General features: G+C 47.6%; 21 protein-coding genes and 12 tRNA genes. 3 read left to right on the top strand and 30 right to left on the bottom strand.

Translation table 11 applies throughout. The features are described 5' to 3' along the window. Nucleotides 1-250 precede the first annotated feature (250 nt). From BLV22_RS05370 to acpS, 26 genes are all read right to left on the bottom strand, one after another. Nucleotides 251-327 (bottom strand) — tRNA-Ile (locus BLV22_RS05370). Nucleotides 328-373: 46 nt separating this feature from the next. Continuing rightward, a tRNA-Gly gene (locus tag BLV22_RS05375) sits at nucleotides 374-447 on the bottom strand. A gap of 7 nt (nucleotides 448-454) precedes the next feature. After that, a tRNA-Pro gene (locus BLV22_RS05380) sits at nucleotides 455-531 on the bottom strand. 27 nt (nucleotides 532-558) lie between these two features. Then, nucleotides 559-635, bottom strand: a tRNA-Arg gene (locus BLV22_RS05385). A gap of 6 nt (nucleotides 636-641) precedes the next feature. Further along, nucleotides 642-729 (bottom strand) — tRNA-Leu (locus BLV22_RS05390). 18 nt (nucleotides 730-747) lie between these two features. Then, a tRNA-Leu gene (locus BLV22_RS05395) sits at nucleotides 748-833 on the bottom strand. Between the two features lie 7 nt (nucleotides 834-840). Beyond that, nucleotides 841-915, bottom strand: a tRNA-Gln gene (locus tag BLV22_RS05400). A gap of 18 nt (nucleotides 916-933) precedes the next feature. After that, nucleotides 934-1,009: transfer RNA gene (locus BLV22_RS05405), tRNA-Asp, on the bottom strand. A gap of 18 nt (nucleotides 1,010-1,027) precedes the next feature. Then, nucleotides 1,028-1,103, bottom strand: a tRNA-Val gene (locus BLV22_RS05410). Between the two features lie 4 nt (nucleotides 1,104-1,107). Next, nucleotides 1,108-1,182 (bottom strand) — tRNA-Glu (locus tag BLV22_RS05415). 8 nt (nucleotides 1,183-1,190) lie between these two features. Further along, nucleotides 1,191-1,281 (bottom strand) — tRNA-Ser (locus tag BLV22_RS05420). Nucleotides 1,282-1,283: 2 nt separating this feature from the next. Beyond that, nucleotides 1,284-1,358, bottom strand: a tRNA-Asn gene (locus BLV22_RS05425). 167 nt (nucleotides 1,359-1,525) lie between these two features. Then, a complete protein-coding gene (locus tag BLV22_RS05430; protein WP_091612329.1) occupies nucleotides 1,526-1,975 on the bottom strand; it encodes a SprT family protein in 450 nt (149 codons plus the stop codon). A 58-nt stretch (nucleotides 1,976-2,033) separates the two neighbouring features. Further along, on the bottom strand, nucleotides 2,034-4,193 hold the full coding sequence (locus BLV22_RS05435) for a Tex family protein (protein WP_091612331.1): 2,160 nt from the start codon (nucleotides 4,191-4,193) through the stop codon (nucleotides 2,034-2,036). Nucleotides 4,194-4,363: 170 nt separating this feature from the next. Next, a complete protein-coding gene (locus BLV22_RS05440; RefSeq protein WP_091612334.1) occupies nucleotides 4,364-4,966 on the bottom strand; it encodes a PP2C family serine/threonine-protein phosphatase in 603 nt (200 codons plus the stop codon). Continuing rightward, nucleotides 4,966-5,772, bottom strand: coding sequence for an RNA polymerase sigma factor SigB (gene sigB, locus BLV22_RS05445; protein ID WP_022792609.1), 807 nt, complete (start codon nucleotides 5,770-5,772; stop codon nucleotides 4,966-4,968). The genes BLV22_RS05440 and sigB overlap by 1 nt, the downstream gene beginning before the upstream one ends. Continuing rightward, nucleotides 5,726-6,217, bottom strand: a complete 492-nt coding sequence (rsbW, locus tag BLV22_RS05450) for an anti-sigma B factor RsbW (RefSeq protein WP_022792608.1) — start codon at nucleotides 6,215-6,217, stop codon at nucleotides 5,726-5,728. Before rsbW ends, sigB begins: the two co-directional genes overlap by 47 nt. Further along, nucleotides 6,217-6,552: an STAS domain-containing protein gene (locus tag BLV22_RS05455; protein WP_091612336.1), complete on the bottom strand. Its 336-nt coding sequence runs from the start codon at nucleotides 6,550-6,552 to the stop codon at nucleotides 6,217-6,219. The genes rsbW and BLV22_RS05455 overlap by 1 nt, the downstream gene beginning before the upstream one ends. A 90-nt stretch (nucleotides 6,553-6,642) precedes the next feature. Further along, nucleotides 6,643-7,656, bottom strand: coding sequence for a PP2C family protein-serine/threonine phosphatase (locus BLV22_RS05460; RefSeq protein ID WP_091612339.1), 1,014 nt, complete (start codon nucleotides 7,654-7,656; stop codon nucleotides 6,643-6,645). 12 nt (nucleotides 7,657-7,668) lie between these two features. Beyond that, nucleotides 7,669-8,082 (bottom strand): anti-sigma regulatory factor, encoded by a 414-nt coding sequence (locus tag BLV22_RS05465; RefSeq protein ID WP_022792605.1) that lies wholly within the window; start codon nucleotides 8,080-8,082, stop codon nucleotides 7,669-7,671. Nucleotides 8,083-8,084: 2 nt separating this feature from the next. Continuing rightward, on the bottom strand, nucleotides 8,085-8,441 hold the full coding sequence (locus BLV22_RS05470; protein WP_022792604.1) for an STAS domain-containing protein: 357 nt from the start codon (nucleotides 8,439-8,441) through the stop codon (nucleotides 8,085-8,087). A 4-nt stretch (nucleotides 8,442-8,445) separates the two neighbouring features. Beyond that, nucleotides 8,446-9,291: an STAS domain-containing protein gene (locus BLV22_RS05475; RefSeq protein WP_091612342.1), complete on the bottom strand. Its 846-nt coding sequence runs from the start codon at nucleotides 9,289-9,291 to the stop codon at nucleotides 8,446-8,448. A 307-nt stretch (nucleotides 9,292-9,598) separates the two neighbouring features. Next, complete coding sequence (locus BLV22_RS05480; protein WP_079475023.1) at nucleotides 9,599-9,886, bottom strand: CopG family ribbon-helix-helix protein; 288 nt, start codon at nucleotides 9,884-9,886, stop codon at nucleotides 9,599-9,601. A gap of 105 nt (nucleotides 9,887-9,991) precedes the next feature. Continuing rightward, nucleotides 9,992-11,143, bottom strand: a complete 1,152-nt coding sequence (gene alr, locus BLV22_RS05485; RefSeq protein WP_091612344.1) for an alanine racemase — start codon at nucleotides 11,141-11,143, stop codon at nucleotides 9,992-9,994. 18 nt (nucleotides 11,144-11,161) lie between these two features. Continuing rightward, the gene (locus BLV22_RS05490) at nucleotides 11,162-12,700 is read right to left on the bottom strand and encodes an NAD(P)H-hydrate dehydratase (protein ID WP_176967663.1); all 1,539 of its coding nucleotides are present in this window, start codon (nucleotides 12,698-12,700) and stop codon (nucleotides 11,162-11,164) included. 1 nt (nucleotide 12,701) lies between these two features. Further along, complete coding sequence (acpS, locus tag BLV22_RS05495) at nucleotides 12,702-13,067, bottom strand: holo-ACP synthase (protein ID WP_091612350.1); 366 nt, start codon at nucleotides 13,065-13,067, stop codon at nucleotides 12,702-12,704. 115 nt (nucleotides 13,068-13,182) lie between these two features. On the opposite strand from acpS, the gene BLV22_RS05500 reads away from it, so the two are divergent. After that, entirely contained in the window at nucleotides 13,183-13,965 is a 783-nt protein-coding gene (locus BLV22_RS05500) for a rhomboid family intramembrane serine protease (RefSeq protein WP_176967664.1), read from the top strand. 468 nt (nucleotides 13,966-14,433) lie between these two features. Here the strand turns inward: BLV22_RS05500 and BLV22_RS05510 are convergent, their stop codons facing one another. The 3 genes from BLV22_RS05510 to BLV22_RS05520 all read right to left on the bottom strand — a co-directional run bounded on the left by BLV22_RS05510 (nucleotide 14,434) and on the right by BLV22_RS05520 (nucleotide 16,578). Further along, nucleotides 14,434-14,694: a metal-sensitive transcriptional regulator gene (locus tag BLV22_RS05510; RefSeq protein ID WP_091612358.1), complete on the bottom strand. Its 261-nt coding sequence runs from the start codon at nucleotides 14,692-14,694 to the stop codon at nucleotides 14,434-14,436. Nucleotides 14,695-14,785: 91 nt separating this feature from the next. After that, nucleotides 14,786-16,042, bottom strand: coding sequence for a hypothetical protein (locus tag BLV22_RS05515; protein ID WP_091612360.1), 1,257 nt, complete (start codon nucleotides 16,040-16,042; stop codon nucleotides 14,786-14,788). Then, nucleotides 16,039-16,578, bottom strand: a complete 540-nt coding sequence (locus BLV22_RS05520; protein ID WP_091612362.1) for an RNA polymerase sigma factor SigX — start codon at nucleotides 16,576-16,578, stop codon at nucleotides 16,039-16,041. Before BLV22_RS05520 ends, BLV22_RS05515 begins: the two co-directional genes overlap by 4 nt. A 361-nt stretch (nucleotides 16,579-16,939) precedes the next feature. On the opposite strand from BLV22_RS05520, the gene BLV22_RS05525 reads away from it, so the two are divergent. Further along, nucleotides 16,940-17,842, top strand: coding sequence for a GerMN domain-containing protein (locus BLV22_RS05525; protein WP_091612365.1), 903 nt, complete (start codon nucleotides 16,940-16,942; stop codon nucleotides 17,840-17,842). Nucleotides 17,843-17,895: 53 nt separating this feature from the next. On the opposite strand, the gene wrbA is transcribed toward BLV22_RS05525, so the two are convergent. After that, nucleotides 17,896-18,513 carry an NAD(P)H:quinone oxidoreductase gene (gene wrbA / locus BLV22_RS05530; RefSeq protein ID WP_091612366.1) on the bottom strand — a complete coding sequence of 206 codons (618 nt, stop codon included), beginning with the start codon at nucleotides 18,511-18,513 and terminating at the stop codon, nucleotides 17,896-17,898. A 158-nt stretch (nucleotides 18,514-18,671) separates the two neighbouring features. On the opposite strand from wrbA, the gene BLV22_RS05535 reads away from it, so the two are divergent. Continuing rightward, complete coding sequence (locus BLV22_RS05535) at nucleotides 18,672-18,980, top strand: winged helix-turn-helix transcriptional regulator (RefSeq protein WP_091612368.1); 309 nt, start codon at nucleotides 18,672-18,674, stop codon at nucleotides 18,978-18,980. Nucleotides 18,981-18,999: the final 19 nt, after the last annotated feature.

Genomic DNA, 18,999 nt, shown 5'->3' on the forward strand with positions numbered 1-18,999 from the left:
GCACGCCGCCAGCGTTCGTCCTGAGCCAGGATCAAACTCTCCGTAAAAAGTTTGATGCTGTGGCATCAGTGATGCCCTAAATAAATGGTTCTTTTGATTGGGGCTCTGGCTTGTCTTTCCTTTTCAAAGAACGATCTGCCGCTCAAAAAAGCAGCTTAAACAATTTAACATGGTGCGTTTAAACTGTCAATGCCTTTTAAAGAGACACGTAAATTATAACCTATGATCAACGAAATGTCAATGGAAATAATGGTGGGCCTGAGTGGACTTGAACCACCGACCTCACGCTTATCAGGCGTGCGCTCTGACCAACTGAGCTACAGGCCCACAGGCACAAAAAAATAACTTAAAGCAATTAATTTTTTTGTAATAATGGAGCGGGTGATGGGAATCGAACCCACGACATCAGCTTGGAAGGCTGAGGTTTTACCACTAAACTACACCCGCAAATAAATGGTCGGGAAGACAGGATTCGAACCTGCGACCCCTTGGTCCCAAACCAAGTGCTCTACCAAGCTGAGCTACTTCCCGCAGATGCTGCTGAAAAATATAAGTAAATGGTGCGCCTGAGAGGACTTGAACCCCTGGCCTTCTGATCCGTAGTCAGACGCTCTATCCAACTGAGCTACAGGCGCATATTATGGTGCGGTCGAGAGGACTTGAACCTCCACGGGATAAACTCCCACTAGGCCCTCAACCTAGCGCGTCTGCCGATTCCGCCACGACCGCGTACCGATAAATATATAATGGTGCGGGTGAAGGGACTTGAACCCCCACGTCACAAGGACACTAGATCCTAAATCTAGCGCGTCTGCCGATTCCGCCACACCCGCGTGTTGTTGGCTGGGCCAGCTGGATTCGAACCAGCGCATCACGGGACCAAAACCCGATGCCTTACCGCTTGGCTATGGCCCAATATATTGGGTAAAAAAATGGCGGGCCTGACGGGATTTGAACCCGCGATCTCCTGCGTGACAGGCAGGCATGTTAACCGCTACACCACAGGCCCTCAATTGTATAAAGAAAATGGTGGAGGATGACAGGATCGAACTGCCGACCCCCTGCTTGTAAGGCAGGTGCTCTCCCAGCTGAGCTAATCCTCCAGGTTGGTGACCCGTACGGGATTCGAACCCGTGTTACCGCCGTGAAAGGGCGGTGTCTTAACCACTTGACCAACGGGCCATAGTAAATGGCGGAGAAGGAGGGATTTGAACCCTCGCGCCGTTTACACGACCTACTCCCTTAGCAGGGGAGTCCCTTCAGCCACTTGGGTACTTCTCCAATGGCTCCGCAGGCAGGATTCGAACCTGCGACCAATCGGTTAACAGCCGATTGCTCTACCACTGAGCTACTGCGGAATGTAAGTATTTCTTTTTTGAGACAAAGAAAATTCTACAAGATCTATTATGTAATGTCAATACGCTTTTAAAAGGGAATTTACAGCTTTTTTTGCCGTTTTTTGAAGCGCCTCTCTCAAGCGACTTTTATAATGTATCACATCGAAAAAACACTGGTCAAGGTTTTTCTATATTTTTTTTAATCTACCTCTGCAGGCTGCACAAACATATTTTTGTGTGTCCAGCTGCCTTGTTCTTTTAAAAGAAATGCAGCAGCTTTCACAGGCATACTGATAACGTTTTTTCTGTTTTATCCGGTATTGTTCCAAAGAACTACAGTACATGGTGCCTTCCACCTGCTTCAGCAGCTCCTGAAATTCCCTGTCTTTATGTTTGTACCCTTTCCCTTCCAAATGTAAATGATAATGGCACAATTCATGATTTATAATATCAATGATTTCCTGATGCCCATAATTGTTCATCGACTTTGGGTTTACTTCGATGTTCCCTGTAGAAAGCACATACCTTCCCCCGGTGGTCCGCAGCCTTTGATTAAACGAGGCACGGTGTTTAAACACCTTTTGAAAATTTTCCATCGATATCTGCTGCGTCAATGCTGTTAATTCTTCATCAGTCATTTTTTTCTCCCTTAAAAAAACAGAAGGTACGGGCGCCCTCTGTTTTTTCATTTTCTATTTAGTTTACCATCGTCAGTGCTACCCGTCCCCGTTTTTGATCAATATCTTCCACCCATACCGTAACTATCTCCCCTACCGAAACTACCTCCATCGGATGTTTGATAAAACGGTTGGCGAGCTTTGATATGTGCACGAGACCGTCTTCTTTGACACCTACATCAATGAAGGCCCCAAAATCCACTACATTACGAACCGTCCCCTGAAGCTCCATTCCCTTTTCCAGGTCCTCAAGAGTCATGATGCCTTTTTTCAGGAGAGGCTTCGAAAACGTGTCACGGGGGTCCCGGTTCGGTCTTTTTAAATCCTCTATAATATCCTGGAGTGTAGGAACACCTACCTCAAGGGCTTCAGCAAGCTGACGCACCTCCTGGTCTTTCAGGACCTCCTTCATTTCTTTCGTGCCGGCCTGTGCTGCTTCAAGCTCCAGATGGCTGAGCAGACGTTCCGCCGTCTGATAACTTTCCGGGTGAATAGCCGTTCGGTCGAATGGATTCGAAGACTCCGGCACCCGTAAAAAGCCTGCTGCCTGCTCATACGTTTTCGCTCCCAGTCTCGGTACCTTCTGCAGTTCTTTACGGCTCGTAAAGCCTTCGAGCGCTTCTCTTTGTTTTATCACATTGTTTGCCACCGCTTTAGAGAGACCGGCCACATATTGAAGCAGACTGCTCGAGGCACTGTTCACATCTACCCCCACCTGGTTCACCGCTGTCTCTACGACAAATGTCAGTGACTCATTCAGCCTCGTCTGCGAGACGTCATGCTGATACTGCCCCACCCCAATGGATTTAGGGTCTATTTTCACAAGTTCCGCCAGCGGATCCTGGAGCCTTCTTGCAATGGAAGCTGCGCTTCGTTCTTCCACCTGAAGATCCGGAAATTCTTCGCGGGCAACTTCCGAAGCAGAATACACGCTCGCCCCGGCTTCGTTTACAATAATATACGAAACGTCTTCTTCCGCTTCTTCAACCACCCCTGCAATAAATTCTTCTGTTTCCCTCGAAGCCGTACCGTTGCCGATGGCTATAACCTGTATATTGTACTTTTCAATTAAAGCAAATACCTCTTTTTTCGCTTCGGTTACTTTATTTCTAGGCGGAACCGGATAGATCACCCCCACCTCAAGCAATCTTCCATTACCATCTACGACCGACAATTTACAGCCGGTGCGGTATGCCGGGTCGACGCCAAGTACTGTTTTTCCCTTCATTGGCGGCTGCAGCAGGAGGTTTCGAAGATTTTCGGAGAATACAGAAATCGCCTGCGTTTCCGCTTCTTCTGTTTTGACTTTCCGAAGCTCCCGCTCGACTGCCGGACCAATCAAACGTTTGTAGCTGTCTTCGATCGCTTCGTGCAGCTGCGACACAGCAGGCGATCCGAAGCGTTTCACCACTTTCTTTTCCATAGCCGAAAGAATTCTGTCTTCCGGTGCCTGCAGGGAAATTTTCAGTACTCCTTCACTCTCTCCACGGTTCATGGCTAACACGCGGTGCGAAGGGGCCTTTGCCAGTGCTTCTTCATGGTCGTAGTACATGCTGTAAATACCACGTTCATCTTTGGTTTCATCTTTAGCTGCAGCCTGAAGCCTTCCCTGCTTGTAGCTGAGCTCGCGCACACTATGTCGGATGCCGGCATCATCGGCAACCTGTTCAGAGATAATATGCCTCGCGCCTTCAAGTGCCGCTGCGGTGTCTGCCACTCCGGCCTCTTCGTTCACATACGCCCGCGCCTGTTCTTCCGGCACACCTTCCTTTGGCTGTGACATGAGCCATTCCGCTAACGGCTCAAGCCCTTTCTCTTTCGCTGCCGTCGCCTTCGTTCTTCTTTTCTGTTTATAAGGGCGGTACAGATCTTCTACTTCCTGAAGCTGTACAGCTCCATTGATGGATTGCTTTAACTCCGGCGTTAATTTTTCCTGTTTATCAATCAGCCGCAGTACTTCTTCCTTTCGCTCGGCCAATTGATTTGCGTAATTCCAGGCCTGCTGAACATCCCGGATCACCATTTCATCCGAGGCACCGGTCTGTTCTTTACGGTAACGGGCAATGAAAGGAACCGTATTGCCCTCTTCAATCATATGTATAATGTTCGTGACATGCTTTTCCCTTATCTGAAGATTGGAAGCTATTTGGGACGTGACCCCGCTCATCTCTTTTTCCATTTATATTTCCTCCTATCCAGCATACAATCCATTGAAATCTACACTTATTATATTATAACGCACGCATGCATATGTAAGGGGCAAATTTATTATAATACCAAAACACCTGGTCTGCTTTCGCTCGTTATACACAAAAAACCCCTTCCATCACCGGTAGTGATGAAAGAGGTTTAACTTAATGCGCCAACCATTAAAGTGACATCATCGTTTTCATTTTCAGCTTTTTCAGCAAGCCTGTTTTTGTATTCCTCCACCGAACGCATGTACGGCAAGGTGCGTTGGTCTTCAGAGGATACAGTCATGCCGTCCGAGTGAAGAACAAAAGAGACCCCCTTATCAAAAGGAACATACTCGAGCCGATATTGAAATTTCCTGCCCGAAAGATACCCCTTTGTTGGAATCGGCCGAAAAATCTCTTCATTATCAGCACTGATATAGCACGTAATATTACCGATGCTTCCATAGGTCAATTCCCGCTCCCGGTAGCAGACTTTAATGATCGCAAGGACCACTCCCCGTTCAGAAACAAGCGCCCGGTTACAGCGCTCCAAGAGCATCGGAATGGAATCATGTTTATGGGCCCGGATAATATTCATGGCTATCTCTGCGGACTGCCTGGCACCTTCGCCGCTCCCCAGGCCGTCCGTCACAGAGCAAAGAAAAAAGTCCTCTGTTTCGATTACGAGATAGCTGTCCCCACACACACGGTTGCCCGGCTTCGTCTTTTGAAAGACCGCGGTATTCACTTGTATATTCGAGATGGAGTCCGTCATTACAGGCACTCCGAAGGCTCCACTCTTATGGATTCACGCAGCTTCTGCAGAGCCCTTCGCTGCAGCCTTGAAACGTGCATCTGAGAAATGCCCAGCTGCTCTCCCGTTTCTTTTTGGCTTAAGTTTTCAAAATACGTGCATCTCAGAATCTCTTTTTCTCTGTCCGTTAAAACCGCAAAAGCTTTTTGAAGCAGCAGCTGCTGATCTGTTTTTTCATATCCTTCTTCATTGGCACCAACAAGGTCCAGCAGCGTGACAGCACTGCCCTCCTGATCGGCTTCTATGGAACGGTCCACAGATAAAGCCTGATAGCTTTTGCCCATTTCCATGGTTTCGAGTACTTCTTCTTCGCTTACTTCGAGATACTCGGCAATTTCATCTACATATGGAGAACGCTGCAGACGGGTTGTCAGCTCTTCCACGGCTTTTTTAATTCTCGGTCCTAATTCCTTAATACGGCGCGGCACGTGCACACTCCACGTTTTGTCACGGATAAACCGTTTGATTTCCCCTACAATCGTTGGGACCGCGAACGACTCAAAACTCCTGTTAAAAGAGTCGTCAAAGCGGCGCAGAGCTGCCAGAAGCCCGATCATACCTACTTGATAAAGGTCATCATCGTGATCCTGTCCCCGTGAGAACTTTCTCGACAAAGACTGCACAAGCGGTTCATAATGCTGTACAAGCTTAGTCTGAATTTCTTCAGTCGGGTCTTCCTGGAACTGGCGGATCCATTCATAAACTTCTTCACTCGTGCCATTATTTTTGTTCTTGCGCGTTTGTTTCGGTTGAGACTCCGTCGACATTATTTTCCACCTCGTCTCTTTGCAGAAACTTTGTCATAGAAATAGCCACTCCGTTTTCGCCGCTGATTTCTACTTTATCCATCAATGTGTCTATGAGGAACAGTCCAAGTCCCCCCTCTTTCAGTTCATCGATCGGTTTCCTGCTGTCTACGGGCCCGAGGTTTTGATCCAGTTCTTCAAGAACAAAGCTTTGGCCTGTGTCTGCCACGACCATTTCCACCCGGTCTTCGAACACATTACAGGACAGGTGCATATTCCCGGTTTCTTCGTACGCATGGTTTACAACATTTGTGCACGCTTCTGCTATCGCAATTTTAATGTCCTCAATATCATCGTAGGAAAAACCGAGGCGGTTTGCGAGTCCTGAAACTGTCAGGCGGGCGATTCCAACATATTGAGGCTTGGCCGGAAGGGTCATTTCCAAATAATCTGACTGGCGTTCCATTATTTGGCCTCCTCTGTATTTTCATCATCAATAGTGATTACTTCATCAAGTCCGGTAATGGTAAACAAACGCTTCACACGTTCATTCAGTCCTGTCAGGCGAAGGGTAGCGTCATGATTTTCCGCTGACTTCAAGGCACCGATAAATATACCGAGGCCGGTGCTGTCGATATAGCTTACCTCTGTCAGGTCCACTACCACTTCTGCGCCTTCTTCTTCTGTCAGCGGGTTCAGGTTTGCTTTCAGTTCCGGAGCTGTATAAGCATCCACTTCTCCGGCTACTTTCAAAATTTTCTTTTTATCCGATTTCTCTATCACTTCTGTCGATAAATTCATTTAGTAAACCTCCTCATAACCATGCTGCTATATATAAATTACGATTTTTTAAATGTGCATCCTTTTCATGTTTCCCAAATTACAATCTGGTTAAACATTTCTGCGCAGTATAATCAATGTAAAGTCATCACGAAGCTGAAAGCCCTGGGCTCTTTCGAGTTCATAAAATACGTGATTTACAATCTCCTGGGCAGGCAGATGCTGATACGTGCGAATGAGGCGCGTAATAGCTTCACGCTCAATAAAGCCGTCATCTGTGCGGCATTCGGTGACACCGTCTGATAAGAGCACAACAAAATCTCCCGGCTCCACCGTGAGTTGATATTCCTTATAGTCAGTGTTCCGCTTAATTCCAAGAACGATGCCTTTAGCATGAAGCTCTTCAAACGTATCTTCAGCTGCCTTATAGTAGAAACCGGGTTCATGCCCCGCTCCTGCATAGTTAAATTGATGGGTTCGTGAATCATACGATCCGTACATCATCGTAATGAACATGTTCGAAGCAATGTTCTGCTCCACCACCCGGTTTACATTTTCAAGTAAAGCCCCGGGCTGCAGACGCTGCTCCGGATAACTGTCCATCGTGTACTTGATCATCGACATACATAAAGCGGCTGGGATTCCTTTACCGATAATATCAGCAATCGCAAGACCGACACAGTCGTGGTCGTCTTTAACGAAATGGTAATAATCACCGCTCATTTTCGACGCAGGGACACTTAGAACCCCTACATCCAAACCGTTCACGTGTGGAATTTCATCCGGAAGAAACGTCTGCTGCATATTCGCAGCCACGTTAATTTCTGCTTCCAGTTCCTTTGTTTTATCACGAAGGCTCTGGTGTTCCCGGTAGGCCAGCCCGTAGCCCATCATTACCTCGAGAAGAAGCTCAAATGATTCGTGGGCTCCTTTAGGGAGATCCGGAAAGAACTCTTCCAGCACCTCTAAATGAAGGCTGACCACTTCCTCCGGGGAAATCTGTTCCTCAAGCACTCTCTTACTGAACTGCTGGGCATAATAAAGCCCCTGTTCGCTCTGCTCTTCTAAATACGCCCGCAAAATATTCGCGTATTGGTCATGTAACAATTCTTTCGACTCAGCCAACGTTTTTCCTCCTTAACGGAGCCATTTGATTGCCGTTATCGTTGTACCCTCTTCCATCACGGAGTCAACGTCAAAATCATCCATTAGTCTTCTCACTCCTGGAAGCCCGGCTCCTAAACCACCCGAAGTAGTATATCCGTCTTCCATTACTTCTCTTATGTTCTTAATGCCGGGACCGCGGTCCTTGGCCGTAATCTTTATGCCCTTCTTTTTCTGGGTCCCCCGGGTTTCTTCCACCGCTTCAATAACGATTTCCCCTTTTTCAGCGTACAGGTAGATGTTTCTTGCCAGTTCTGAAATGGCTGTCGTTATCCGCGCCTGGTCCACACCGCCAAATCCTATTTCCTTAGCTAAATTCCGTCCGGCCTGCCTTGCTGATACGATTCCCCATTCGGTCTGCACTTCAACACTGGATTGGATACTCATGCTTACCCCTCCAATTCCTGTTGAAGTTTCTCAAGTCCCTGCTCAAGATCCAGCGCTGTTGGTACTTCTTCAAGCATAATGCCCATATCTATCAAAGTGATCGCCACCGCCGGCTGAATTCCCGTCAGAACAACTTTTGCTCCCATTAAATTGGACATTTCCACGACGTCGCCCAGCACTTTAGCGATAAATGAATCAATCATATCCACGGAGGTTAAATCAATCACTACGCCTGTAGAGCCTTCTTCGTGAATTTTGCTCAACAGGTCTTCCTGAAACTGAAGAGCTGTTTGATCATCTAGATCTACTTGCACTGAAATTAATAAATAATGACTTAGTTTTAAGATTGGAATCCGCATCGACTTATGCCCTCCATTCTGCTCCATTCTCTACCTGAACCATTTTGCGCTGCGTCAGCTCAAGCGCTGATTCAATGCCCTTGCGCAGGCTGCTCTTCGTCGGGAAGGTACTCAGATCAATACCCAGATTCACAATTGTCTGGGCAATTTCCGGGCGGATACCGACCAGAATGCACTCCGCCCCTACCAGCCTCACTGCTTTAGAGGCCTGAATAATATGGTTTGCCACCATCGTATCCACTACCGGCACACCGGTTATATCAATCAAAACCACCTGGGAACGATGCTGAATAATCCCGTCGAGCAAATTCTCCATAATAAGCTTTGCCCGCTCGGTGTCAATCGCCCCAATTAATGGCATGACACTGACTTTTTCAAAAACAGGAATAAGCGGAGCAGAAAGTTCGTTTAGAGCCATCTGCTGAAGTTCAAGTGTTTTTATCCACGAATCGGAATAGTCATCAACCAGCTGGTTCACGATCGCATCCACCCATTCTTCCACTTCTACACTCAAGCGCACACTGTCTTCCTCTGCATTATTAATATATGGAACAATGCAGGCAGTGACGATGCGCCGAAACGCCTGCATGCCCTGCGTAAAATAGCTCAGCGGCCAGTCGGTCTGGATAAGCCGTTCCGCAAAATGCTTAATTTTACCTTCGGCTTCCGACCGCTCTAAACGGACAGAACTGTACAGCACATCAATAAATTCTTCGTTGTTTGTGAATACTAAATCATCAGGAAGGGAGTTTTTAAAATACTCTTCCTGAACCCGGGCCATCTCCTCTTTCCATTTGGAAACCAGCTGTTCCTGATGGTCATTGATGGCCTGCACTACAGATGAATGCATCTTGAATTCCTCCATCTAGTCTGTCCATTTCCGTTTACGGGCGGGAATAATTTCATGTATTAATACCCGGACTGGTGCATACTTTATATTATTGTATTATTTGTTAACAGCACACCTGTACACTATCATACTCTATTTAGTATTATTCCATGTATAATACTTTAGCGCAAACAATTATGGCTGCAATAACATATATTCCTGAATAAAATTTATTACAATAAAAAAGCTGCCCGCCTTTCACAGACAGGCAAGCAGCTTTTTTATTCATCTCTGTTTCTTTAAAAGAAGAAATATAATTTCGAGTGTTTCAGATTCCGCTAAGCAATCGGCGATTCAAAGAGTGATCCACTTCTGTTTCTGCCTGAAATGACTCAGCAGCAATATTTAAATTGATACTGCTCATTTCTTCATACCCTTGCTTCATCGCTTCTTGAAACTCCAGACGTTGGCGTTCTTTTAAATACATCTCCGTAGCTTGATGAATAAATTCGTTGCGGTTTGAGCTCTGCTGCCCCTCTTCAATCATTCCATCAAGTTCGTCAAGAAGATAGTCAGGCAGGCTGACCTTAATCTGCTTAGTGCTTTTCTGATGCACTCCACACACCTCCAGGTTGACCCTTTTAGATTACCATCCCTTAATCATTACTTAATTCATCATAGCATTTCTAGATGCTGTTTGCAAAGCGCGTTTTTCATAAAATCAGGGTTCAAACCTGTTTTCGGGAGTATATACCCGGGGGACCCGTTTGCTGATGGTACAGGGAACTTCGTATGTAATCGTTCCAAGGCGGCTGGCCACTTCCGTGACGCTGATTGTTTCCTCTTTCTGGCTGCCGATCAGTGTCACTGCTGTATCCACCGGAAATTCATGCGGCAGCCGGACCATCATCTGATCCATGCAGATGCGGCCTACAATAGGTACACGATAGCCCCCTGCCAATACTTCCCCCTGATTGTCAGCATGCGCTCTCAGCCAGCCATCTGCATAACCGATAGGGACAGTACCGATCCATTCATTTCCTGTGGAGGTGTACGTTGCTCCGTAGCTGATACTCGTGCCCGGCGGCACTTCTTTCACCTGAGTCAGTCGGCTGTGAAGCGTGAATGCTTCCTTCAGTGTAAATGGAAGATGCCCGGTAATATCTGCTGCAGGAGTCAACCCATACATCGAAATACCGAAGCGGACCATATTAAAGCAGCGCTCCGGAAAACGCATAGCTGCGGCGCTGTTACCGCAGTGAATCAGCTGGGGGGCGTTCCCCATCTGCTGCACCAGAGCAACGACCCGGGAAAAACGGGCATACTGCTGTTCAAAATAAGTAGTCTCCAGTTCATCAGCAGTAGCGAAATGCGTGTACATTCCTTCCATTTCTATAGAGGGTATCCGGGTTACGGCGTTCAGAAAAGAAATAATTTCTTCGTCATTTATCAACCCTAACCGGCCCATACCGGTGTCCACTTTCATATGAATTAACAGCGGGTCTCCGGCTGTATACCGGGAAGCTTCTTTTAGCCATTCTTCCTGAAAGACCGTGAGCCGGATATCATGGCGGGCAGCCACCGGGGCGTCCTGCGGCCGCGTTCTGCCAAGCACGAGGATGGGCAGGTCTATGCCGGCCTCCCGCAGTTCGAGTGCTTCTTCAAGCAGCGCCACCCCAAAATAGGAGGCTCCCGCCTCCGCTGCCGCCACAGCAGTTGCCGCTGCTCCGTGTCCGTAGCCATCCGCTTTAACTACGGCCATCACAGCTACGTCCTCTGCATGAAGCTTCCTCACTTCACGGATGTTGTATTTAATATTTTCTGTGTTGATCTCCACCCACGTGTCCCGGTAGGATTCGCTGGAAAACGCCATGATGACTCCTCTTTTCTATCATTTCTTTTGTGCCTGAATGAAAGCCAGGGCTTTCGGCAGATAATCAATCAAATTGGAGGCAGTAAACGAATAATCCGATATGCCTTCTCTTATCGCAATTTCTGCAGCCAAACCGTGCGCGTAGACTGCATTACAAACTCCCTCTTCCAACGTTGGGCCCTGGAGCATCATGGCAAGCACAATACCGGTCAGTGCATCCCCCGATCCTCCCTTGGCAAGGGCACTGCTGCCACTAGTACTCACATACTGCCTGCCTTCAGGGGTGGTAATAATCGTATTTGGCCCTTTCAGCACGAGGTAGCAGCTGAACTTACGCGCATATTCGCGTGAAACTGTAAACCGCTCTGCGTTGATCTCCTTTGGTGAAAGGCCTGTCAAACGGCCCATTTCACCGGGGTGCGGGGTCAAAATCAGCGGGTGTTCTCTGTTTGCCATTTCCGCCTCCAGCTCCGGCAGAAAATAAAGTCCGTCGGCATCCAGCACGAGCGGCGTTTGTGTCTCTGTCAAAAGCCGCTTCGTTAATACTCTCGTACTTTCTGTCCGGCCAAGACCGGAGCCGGCTGCAACACCGTCCATCCCGTCCCACGGGAAAGGCGTTTCCTGTAAATCGGCCACTTGACCGTCCTCCGTTTCAGGCAATGGAAAGTAGGTTGCTTCGAGCACATGAGAAGCGACGGCGCTCAATGCAGACGCCGGTACGCTTGTGGTCAGAAGACCGATGCCGGCATGCAGGCAGGCGTTCGAAGCGATGGCCGGAGCGCCGGGCATATTATAGGCCCCTGCTATCAGCAGCCCTTTACCGTTATCACCCTTGTGCGACTCCTGTGTCCGTTCCGGAAGACTTTTGGCTGCATCGGTTAAATCCCACGTCTGCCTTTTCTGATCTAATGCGTTCCACGAAGCTCTTGGTACGCCGATCGGTACAATCCGAATTTCACCGTAATAGTGACTCGCCGGATACAGGTACGTGCTCAATGTAGGAGCTTCAAGAATTACCGTGGCATCTGCATTCACCGCCATGCCGGGAAGTTCTTCCTCATTCGCAGGGACTCCGGTGGGAATATCTACAGCTACAACCGGTGCGGTTACGCTGTTCAGCCACTTTGCGGCAGAATAAAAAGGCTCCTTCAGCTCTCCGTGAATCCCGGTACCAAGCATGGCATCAATATAAATGATCCCTTCTTCCGGCGATTCTGGTTCAGGAACGCCGGTACCTGCTGTCAGTGGAAGCCCGCAGGCACGGTACAAGTCTTTATGGTACAGCGCTCCTCCGGAAAGGGCATCCTCTTCCGCCAGCAGATATACATAAACATTCCATCCAAGAGACGAAAGTGTTCTGCCGATAACGAAACCGTCACCCCCGTTGTTTCCCTTCCCTGCAAAGATAACAGCTGTATGAGCTTCAGGATACATATCATAAATGTCACCTGCCGCTGCCCGTCCCGCGTTTTCCATTAGCAGCTCTTCTTTCATTCCAAGTGTTTCAATAGTGTATTGATCGAGCTGCTGCATCTCTTTACTTGTTACGACCTGCATCCTATTCGCCGCCCCTTTCTTCAATAATAACCTGTGCCACAGCACTGTCCCGCGAGTGACTGATGGAAACATGAATAGTATAAGCCTCGTAGCCTACGCAGCGGAGCAGCGGTTCCCCCCGCTTTCCATTGCTCACTGTAATATCGTGAAAACCTGTCTGCGAAGAAATGCCGGTGCCTGCTGCCTTTACAAACGCTTCTTTGGCAGCAAATCTTCCTGCTGTGAATTCTATCAGCCGTTTGCCGGAAAAACGCTCGCAGGCCTGTAATTCATCTTCATTTAAAATTCGCGGCAAAAATCTTTTCTGCTCTAAAGAGCGCTCAATCCGCTCTAATTCAATGATATCAATGCCGATTCCTTTAATCATTACTTTCTCCCTTCCCGCAACGCTTTTCGTGTATTCCTTTATTTATTCATGCTACACTGACCGTACATACTTATACACTTTAGTATACCCGTCACCAGAAAGGGGACTAACCCACTTGTTTATCCGCCACGAGACTTTTTCTACATTTTTAAGACGCTATCCTGTAATTTCAATTATATTAGCGGTCCACCTGCTGTTGTTTTTCTGGGTGAACCTTTCGGAATTGACGAACGGGCTGGTTCCGTTCGGGGAAGTTATTTATTATTTGATGGTCGGCAACAACTTCGCTATTCAGAGCGGGGACTACTGGCGCCTTCTCACTCCAGTGTTTTTACATACGTCTTTTGGGCACGTACTTTTTAACTCCTTTGCTCTGCTGCTTTTCGGGCCGCCGCTTGAATTCATGCTCGGCCGCCTCAAATTTCTAGCATTCTATTTAACAGCCGGAGTCATTGGAAATATTGCTACGCTGTTTTTCGGTTCACTTTACCTGTCCCACCTCGGTGCCTCCGGAGCTATTTACGGCCTGTTTGGCGCTTATGTATTTATTATGATGAACCGCCGGCACCTTATTGATCCTTCAAGCGCCCAGATAGTTGTCATTCTTCTTGTGATAGGCATGGTATTCACTTTACTGAATTCCGGAGTCAATATATGGGCGCACGTATTTGGATTTGTCGCCGGCTTCGGGCTGATTCCTTTGTTTTTAAAAAACGCAGTTCCTTTTTATTTCTCCCAGGGATTCGGACCTTCTTCCGACATTCGCAGGCCGCGCCGGAAAGTACGCGCGGTGACTGCCCAGAAAATAGGAAGACGCATCGCCCTAATTGCCGCCTACGTCATTGTCGGCGCCGTGCTTCTCCGGGTGATCCAGCTCGTCATCGCAGCATTAATGTAAAAAGAAAAGCGAAGCCCCGCGGAACAGGAGCCTTATCCGGCTGGCCTGGCCCTGGCTGGACTTGGCCAGAGCCAAGGAAGCCAGGGAGGCCAACGGAATAAGCGACTGCGGGGCGTAGCTGGACAAAGAAAAGCGGAAATGCCCTGGTAGCCGCGAAGGGTACTTCCCGACCGCGCAGAGCAGCCTGCTGCTCGAAGTCGGACGGAAAGTAATCCCGAGAGGCTGGGCATTGGAGCTGGACAAAGAAAAGCGCAAGAAGCCGGATAGTGACGCGGGATCTGGAAGCTCTTTTGACAAGTGGCTTTTTCACTTGAAAAAAGAGCTGAAGAGACCTGCCGTCACTGGCTTCTGGAGCTGGACAGAGAAAAGCGCAAGAAGCCCGGCAAAAACATGCTTCCATCTCTATATAATAACCGCTTTCCCCGGATAGAAAAGAGGCCCTTCCCGCAGAAGTGGCCTCTTTTTCGTTTATCTGCTTTTTACGAGCAGATTGATAGCTTCCTGGATAGATTCATTGGTGTCTTCCCCGCGCTCCATCTGTTCCCGCATGCATTGTTCCAGATTTTCACTGACAATGACGCCGATCGCACGGTCCATCGCAGAACGCGCAGCTGACATCTGTCCTACAGTATCCCGGCAGTCCTGTCCCTCTTCCATCATCCGAAGAACGCCACGCACCTGCCCTTCGACACGGCGAAGTCTGTTTTTAATATTTGCATCATATTCCATGAATTAAGCGGCCTCCAATGTATTCAAAATGTACATTGTCATTATACATGAAATAATTGGGAATTTCCTATACCCTCTAATAAATTTTCAATCAGCTTGCTTTCCACTCAATTGTATTTGGTGCTGCAGGGACTTCCCATCTTTGGTTGAGCGGCACTTCTCCAAGTGAATCACTGTTCTCAGAGATAAACTTTATCGATTCATATCCAAAATCAGCTGCTGCGAGCCCAACCGCATCAACCATCGCCTGCTGCCCCTCTACAGACGTATCTTCGAGAGAGCCAGCCAGACTGATAGTTACTGATTCACCTTCGCCTTCCACATTCCCTACAGTAAGAGAGCCGGGGATCGGAGCTCTCACTTCAGAAATTTCAGGTCCTTCAGTCATTTTCACCAGTGTTTCCTCTAAAGAAAGCAGATCCCCGTTTTCATTCGTAGTGGAAACACCGGCTCCTTCACCGGTCACTAAATAAGAAGCATCATTTACATCATATAAATAATAGCCTCGATTCTCATCAATATCCCGAAGATCTATTTCTTCTTCACTTTCATTGCTTTCATCAGGTGTATTTGATACTTCTATACCTTCTTCACCTAAATAACGGGCAAGTTCTTCGATGCCGCGCTCGATCCGGCCGGCTTCCACAGCCCTGGTTTCGGAAGACACTGCTGCTTCGAGACTGCCATTATCTGCATCTTCCCAGGATACCTTTTCGGTCACAGCAGGACCGAGTCCGAATTCATTGCCGTCTACTTCTTCAGTAATAAAGTTCAAAAGCTCTTTCAGGCTCGTTTCTGCTACAAATGTTAAAGGGACAATGACCGATCCCTGTGCACTCTCAAAAGGGATAGTCACAGCGTTCACACTGCCACTTCCTTTTTCCTGTGTAAGCGCGGATACATACCCGCCCGGCATTTCCGCGTTCTCTTCTGTACCTTCCTGAATCTCCGGAGGACTTTCTTCTTCGGTATCGCTTTCTGCCGGCTCAGATTCTCCAGATTCTGTGCTGTCTGAATCGTTTTCAGATGTATTTTCCGTTTTTTGCTGTTCGGCTGACTCTGAATCTCCGGCCTCATTCTCGTCTTCAGCGTTCTCTTCCTGAGAAGGGGAAGCCGTTTGATTCGAAGTCCACCATATTCCCGGAACGATAAGTATCGCGAGTAGGAGAACTGCCACCGAGGTAAAAACAGGAGCCGGCCAGCGCCGGTGCGCACGGTGTCTCTTTTTTGAGTCCAGCCGGTCCTGAATATTATGATAGATTTCATTTTTGGACCGTTTATCCTGCACCCGGGGCATTTGCTTTAATGAATGTTCAATCCGTTCCCTGGAACGATTATGCTTCTTCAATCTCCTGCCCTCCTTTCTTCTAATTTTTCCCTGCTTTCCATTAATTCCTGTATTTTTTTTACGGCCCGGTGCTGTGTCGTTTTCACCTTACTCTCCGACCACCCGAGCACTTCGGCTGCTTCTTTGATCGAGAGCGATTCCACATAACGCAGCATAAGCACCTGCCGCTGGTCCGGGGAGCACCCTTTCATGCATTCATAAATTTCACGCACATCGTCTTTCGCAGTGAGAATCTCGTCTGGAAGAGGCGCCGGGTCCCGCATTTCCTCTTTTGATAAAGGCCCCAGTACCCCCAGCCATTTCCGCTTCTTTCTATTCTGCTTGCGAATCCAGTCTATGCCAACATGTCTGGCGATAGAATAGAGCCAGGTTTTTTCACTGCTTTTACCTTCAAATGTTTCAAAGGAATGCAGCACTTTAATGTAAACTTCCTGGACCAGTTCCTCTGCTGTTTCCCGATCTCGGACCATATAAAATAAATATTGGAAAAGGGAGTGATGATATTGTTCATATAGCCTTTCAAACTCATCATGCATGATGAACACTTCCTTAATGTAGACGTTCCCTGTCTTTATTAGTTACACCGGTAATTTCATTACTAGAAAACGGAAAAAGAATTACGTTTCCATCCGTTTTCTGTTTATGTATATTCAAAGTTTAATTCTTCTGCCGATGTCTCATAAGATATTAGCAAAATACTTCGCACTATTATAGCACTTTCACGGTTTTTTCTGAAAAACCCCCCACGGCTTTCACATTCTGATTTAACATTAGTAAAGTCCTGTTTATGTTCATTTGAGGGATTTGAACCTTTCTTTATTTTGAAACATGGTATAATTATGTAACAACATTGTATTATTTGTAAACTAAATTTAATATTCGACCTGGGGGGATTCCATGAAAAGATTCTCATTTTTAGCAGTTGCTGCCACAGCCATTATTACTCTCAGCGCCTGCGGCACCGAAAATAGCGAAAACAAGGAAAACAGCGAAAAAGCAACTGAAACAGCATCTGTTGAAGCCAACGGAGAAGAAAAAGAAGAAACTGACAGTGCAAAGAATGACAAGCAGGAAGATAAAGATACGGCATCCGAAACTGATGAAGCGTCAGAAACCGACGCTTCCTCTGAAGAAAGCACCTCTATAGAAGAAACTGCCACAGAAAATGAAGAAGAGAGCACGGACTCCGCAGACACTGCCAGCGAAGATGCTTCCTCAGAAAATGCTTCACCGGAAGATGACGCGGCAGGAGAAAATGCTTCTGAAGACACAGCCGACAGCGAAGAAGAAGCAGCCTCCGAAGAGTCTACTGAGGCTGCTGAAACTACAGATACAGAAGCAAACAGCACCACAGCTTCCGAAGAAGAAGAGGCTGTAACAGAAAAAGTGACTGTTTACTACCTCGACGGCGATTTAATGAATACAATTTCTGAAACCCGAAGCCTCGAAGCAGCATCTGAAAATGATCTGCCGTTTGAAGCTGTGCAGGCATGGCTCGACGGTCCTGAAACCGAAGATGCTGTCAGTCCGCTTCCAGTGGAAACCGAAGTCCAGTTTGTCGAATTTAAAGACAACACTGCCTATGTTTCTTTTGAACCTTCCGTCCTTGACGCCACTACAGTTGGAAGCACTCTTGAGCTCGCATTTGTAGAACAGCTGGCGGTGTTAATGGACCAGTTTGGATACGGGCAGACCCAGATTCTTATTGACGGCGAAGTTGTCACAGACTTTTACGGACACCGTGAAATCGACCAGCCTATCGAAGCGACGGATCCTTCGGAGCTTTACGGCAGTAACTAACGCCAGGTATATAAAAAAGCGCCCGCACATGCGGACGCTTTTTTTGTATTCTATTAGTTGCTCAGCTTTTCTGCCACTTTTGCCACGCGGGCACCTAAACGGCCGCCCATTGTCAATTCGCCTTCGCTTGGCATCCGGGTGCCATCCGGACCAGCAAGCGTAGAAGCACCGTATGGCGTTCCGCCGACAAAGTCACGTTCAGTCATTTCCGGATTCTCTCCATAAGGAAGACCAACGAATATGAATCCGAAATGAAGAAGCGGTACAACCGACGTGATAATTGTTGTTTCCTGACCGCCGTGAGCTGTATTTGTGCTCGTAAAGATTCCTGCTACCTTGCCTTCAAGTGAACCGTTTGCCCACAGGCCGCCGGCAGCATCCATAAACTGCTTCACCTGAGCCGGCATGTTGCCAAAGCGTGTTGGGATACCCCAAACAACGCCGTCAGCCCATACGAGATCGTCTGTTGTAGCTTCAGGAATATCCGCCTGTTGATTTTGTGCCTCTACATACGCTTCCTGCGTAGACATACCTTCCTTAGCCATCTGCGATTCGGGGATTCTTACGATCCGCACTTCTGCTCCTGTTTCTTCCGCGCCTTTCGCTACTGCTTTTGCCATTTCGTGTATATGTCCATAAGAACTATAAAATGGTACCAATACTTTACTCAATTGAAAACACTCCTATTACTTATATTTATAAAGTTACTTACTTTTCGAAAGTACATGAAAATATTCGTACTGTCAACTCACCCTCCAAGCTATACCCCAGCCCCTCCTCTACGAAACAAGGATTTTGTGGTACTATGTTCATAAAGAGGTGAACTATTATGCAGAAGACTTCCATCTGCCCAAAATATGAATTTGCAGCGGAACTGCTCGGCAAAAAATGGACGGGCCTGTTAATCCTTGTGCTTCTCCAGGGACCGCTCCGCTTCAAAGATATAAAAAACGAAATCCCGGATATGAGCGACCGGCTGATTACAGAACGGCTGAAGGAGCTTGAAGAAAAAGGGATTGTCGAACGCAGCGTTTTTCCGGAAAAGCCCGTGCGTGTCCAGTACCAGCTGACGAGTAAGGGTAAGGATCTCGAGCCGGTCATTAATGCGATTCAGGATTGGGCTGAGGCATGGGTTTAATAAGAAGCAGGTACTTTTC

The sequence above is a fragment of the Marinococcus luteus genome (assembly GCF_900106595.1).
Lineage (GTDB): Bacteria > Bacillota > Bacilli > Bacillales > Marinococcaceae > Marinococcus > Marinococcus luteus.

Coding starts and splice junctions, on each gene's coding strand:
- sigB (WP_022792609.1), bottom strand. CDS start 5,772: ATGTCGACGGAGTCTCAACCGAAACAAACGCGCAAGAACAAAAATAAT.
- BLV22_RS05440 (WP_091612334.1), bottom strand. CDS start 4,966: ATGACGGACTCCATCTCGAATATACAAGTGAATACCGCGGTCTTTCAA.
- BLV22_RS05465 (WP_022792605.1), bottom strand. CDS start 8,082: ATGAGTATCCAATCCAGTGTTGAAGTGCAGACCGAATGGGGAATCGTA.
- BLV22_RS05430 (WP_091612329.1), bottom strand. CDS start 1,975: ATGACTGATGAAGAATTAACAGCATTGACGCAGCAGATATCGATGGAA.
- BLV22_RS05525 (WP_091612365.1), top strand. CDS start 16,940: ATGAAAAGATTCTCATTTTTAGCAGTTGCTGCCACAGCCATTATTACT.
- BLV22_RS05535 (WP_091612368.1), top strand. CDS start 18,672: ATGCAGAAGACTTCCATCTGCCCAAAATATGAATTTGCAGCGGAACTG.
- BLV22_RS05490 (WP_176967663.1), bottom strand. CDS start 12,700: ATGCAGGTCGTAACAAGTAAAGAGATGCAGCAGCTCGATCAATACACT.
- BLV22_RS05510 (WP_091612358.1), bottom strand. CDS start 14,694: ATGGAATATGATGCAAATATTAAAAACAGACTTCGCCGTGTCGAAGGG.
- BLV22_RS05435 (WP_091612331.1), bottom strand. CDS start 4,193: ATGGAAAAAGAGATGAGCGGGGTCACGTCCCAAATAGCTTCCAATCTT.
- BLV22_RS05455 (WP_091612336.1), bottom strand. CDS start 6,552: ATGAATTTATCGACAGAAGTGATAGAGAAATCGGATAAAAAGAAAATT.
- acpS (WP_091612350.1), bottom strand. CDS start 13,067: ATGATTAAAGGAATCGGCATTGATATCATTGAATTAGAGCGGATTGAG.
- alr (WP_091612344.1), bottom strand. CDS start 11,143: ATGGCGTTTTCCAGCGAATCCTACCGGGACACGTGGGTGGAGATCAAC.
- BLV22_RS05470 (WP_022792604.1), bottom strand. CDS start 8,441: ATGCGGATTCCAATCTTAAAACTAAGTCATTATTTATTAATTTCAGTG.
- BLV22_RS05520 (WP_091612362.1), bottom strand. CDS start 16,578: ATGCATGATGAGTTTGAAAGGCTATATGAACAATATCATCACTCCCTT.
- BLV22_RS05475 (WP_091612342.1), bottom strand. CDS start 9,291: ATGCATTCATCTGTAGTGCAGGCCATCAATGACCATCAGGAACAGCTG.
- rsbW (WP_022792608.1), bottom strand. CDS start 6,217: ATGGAACGCCAGTCAGATTATTTGGAAATGACCCTTCCGGCCAAGCCT.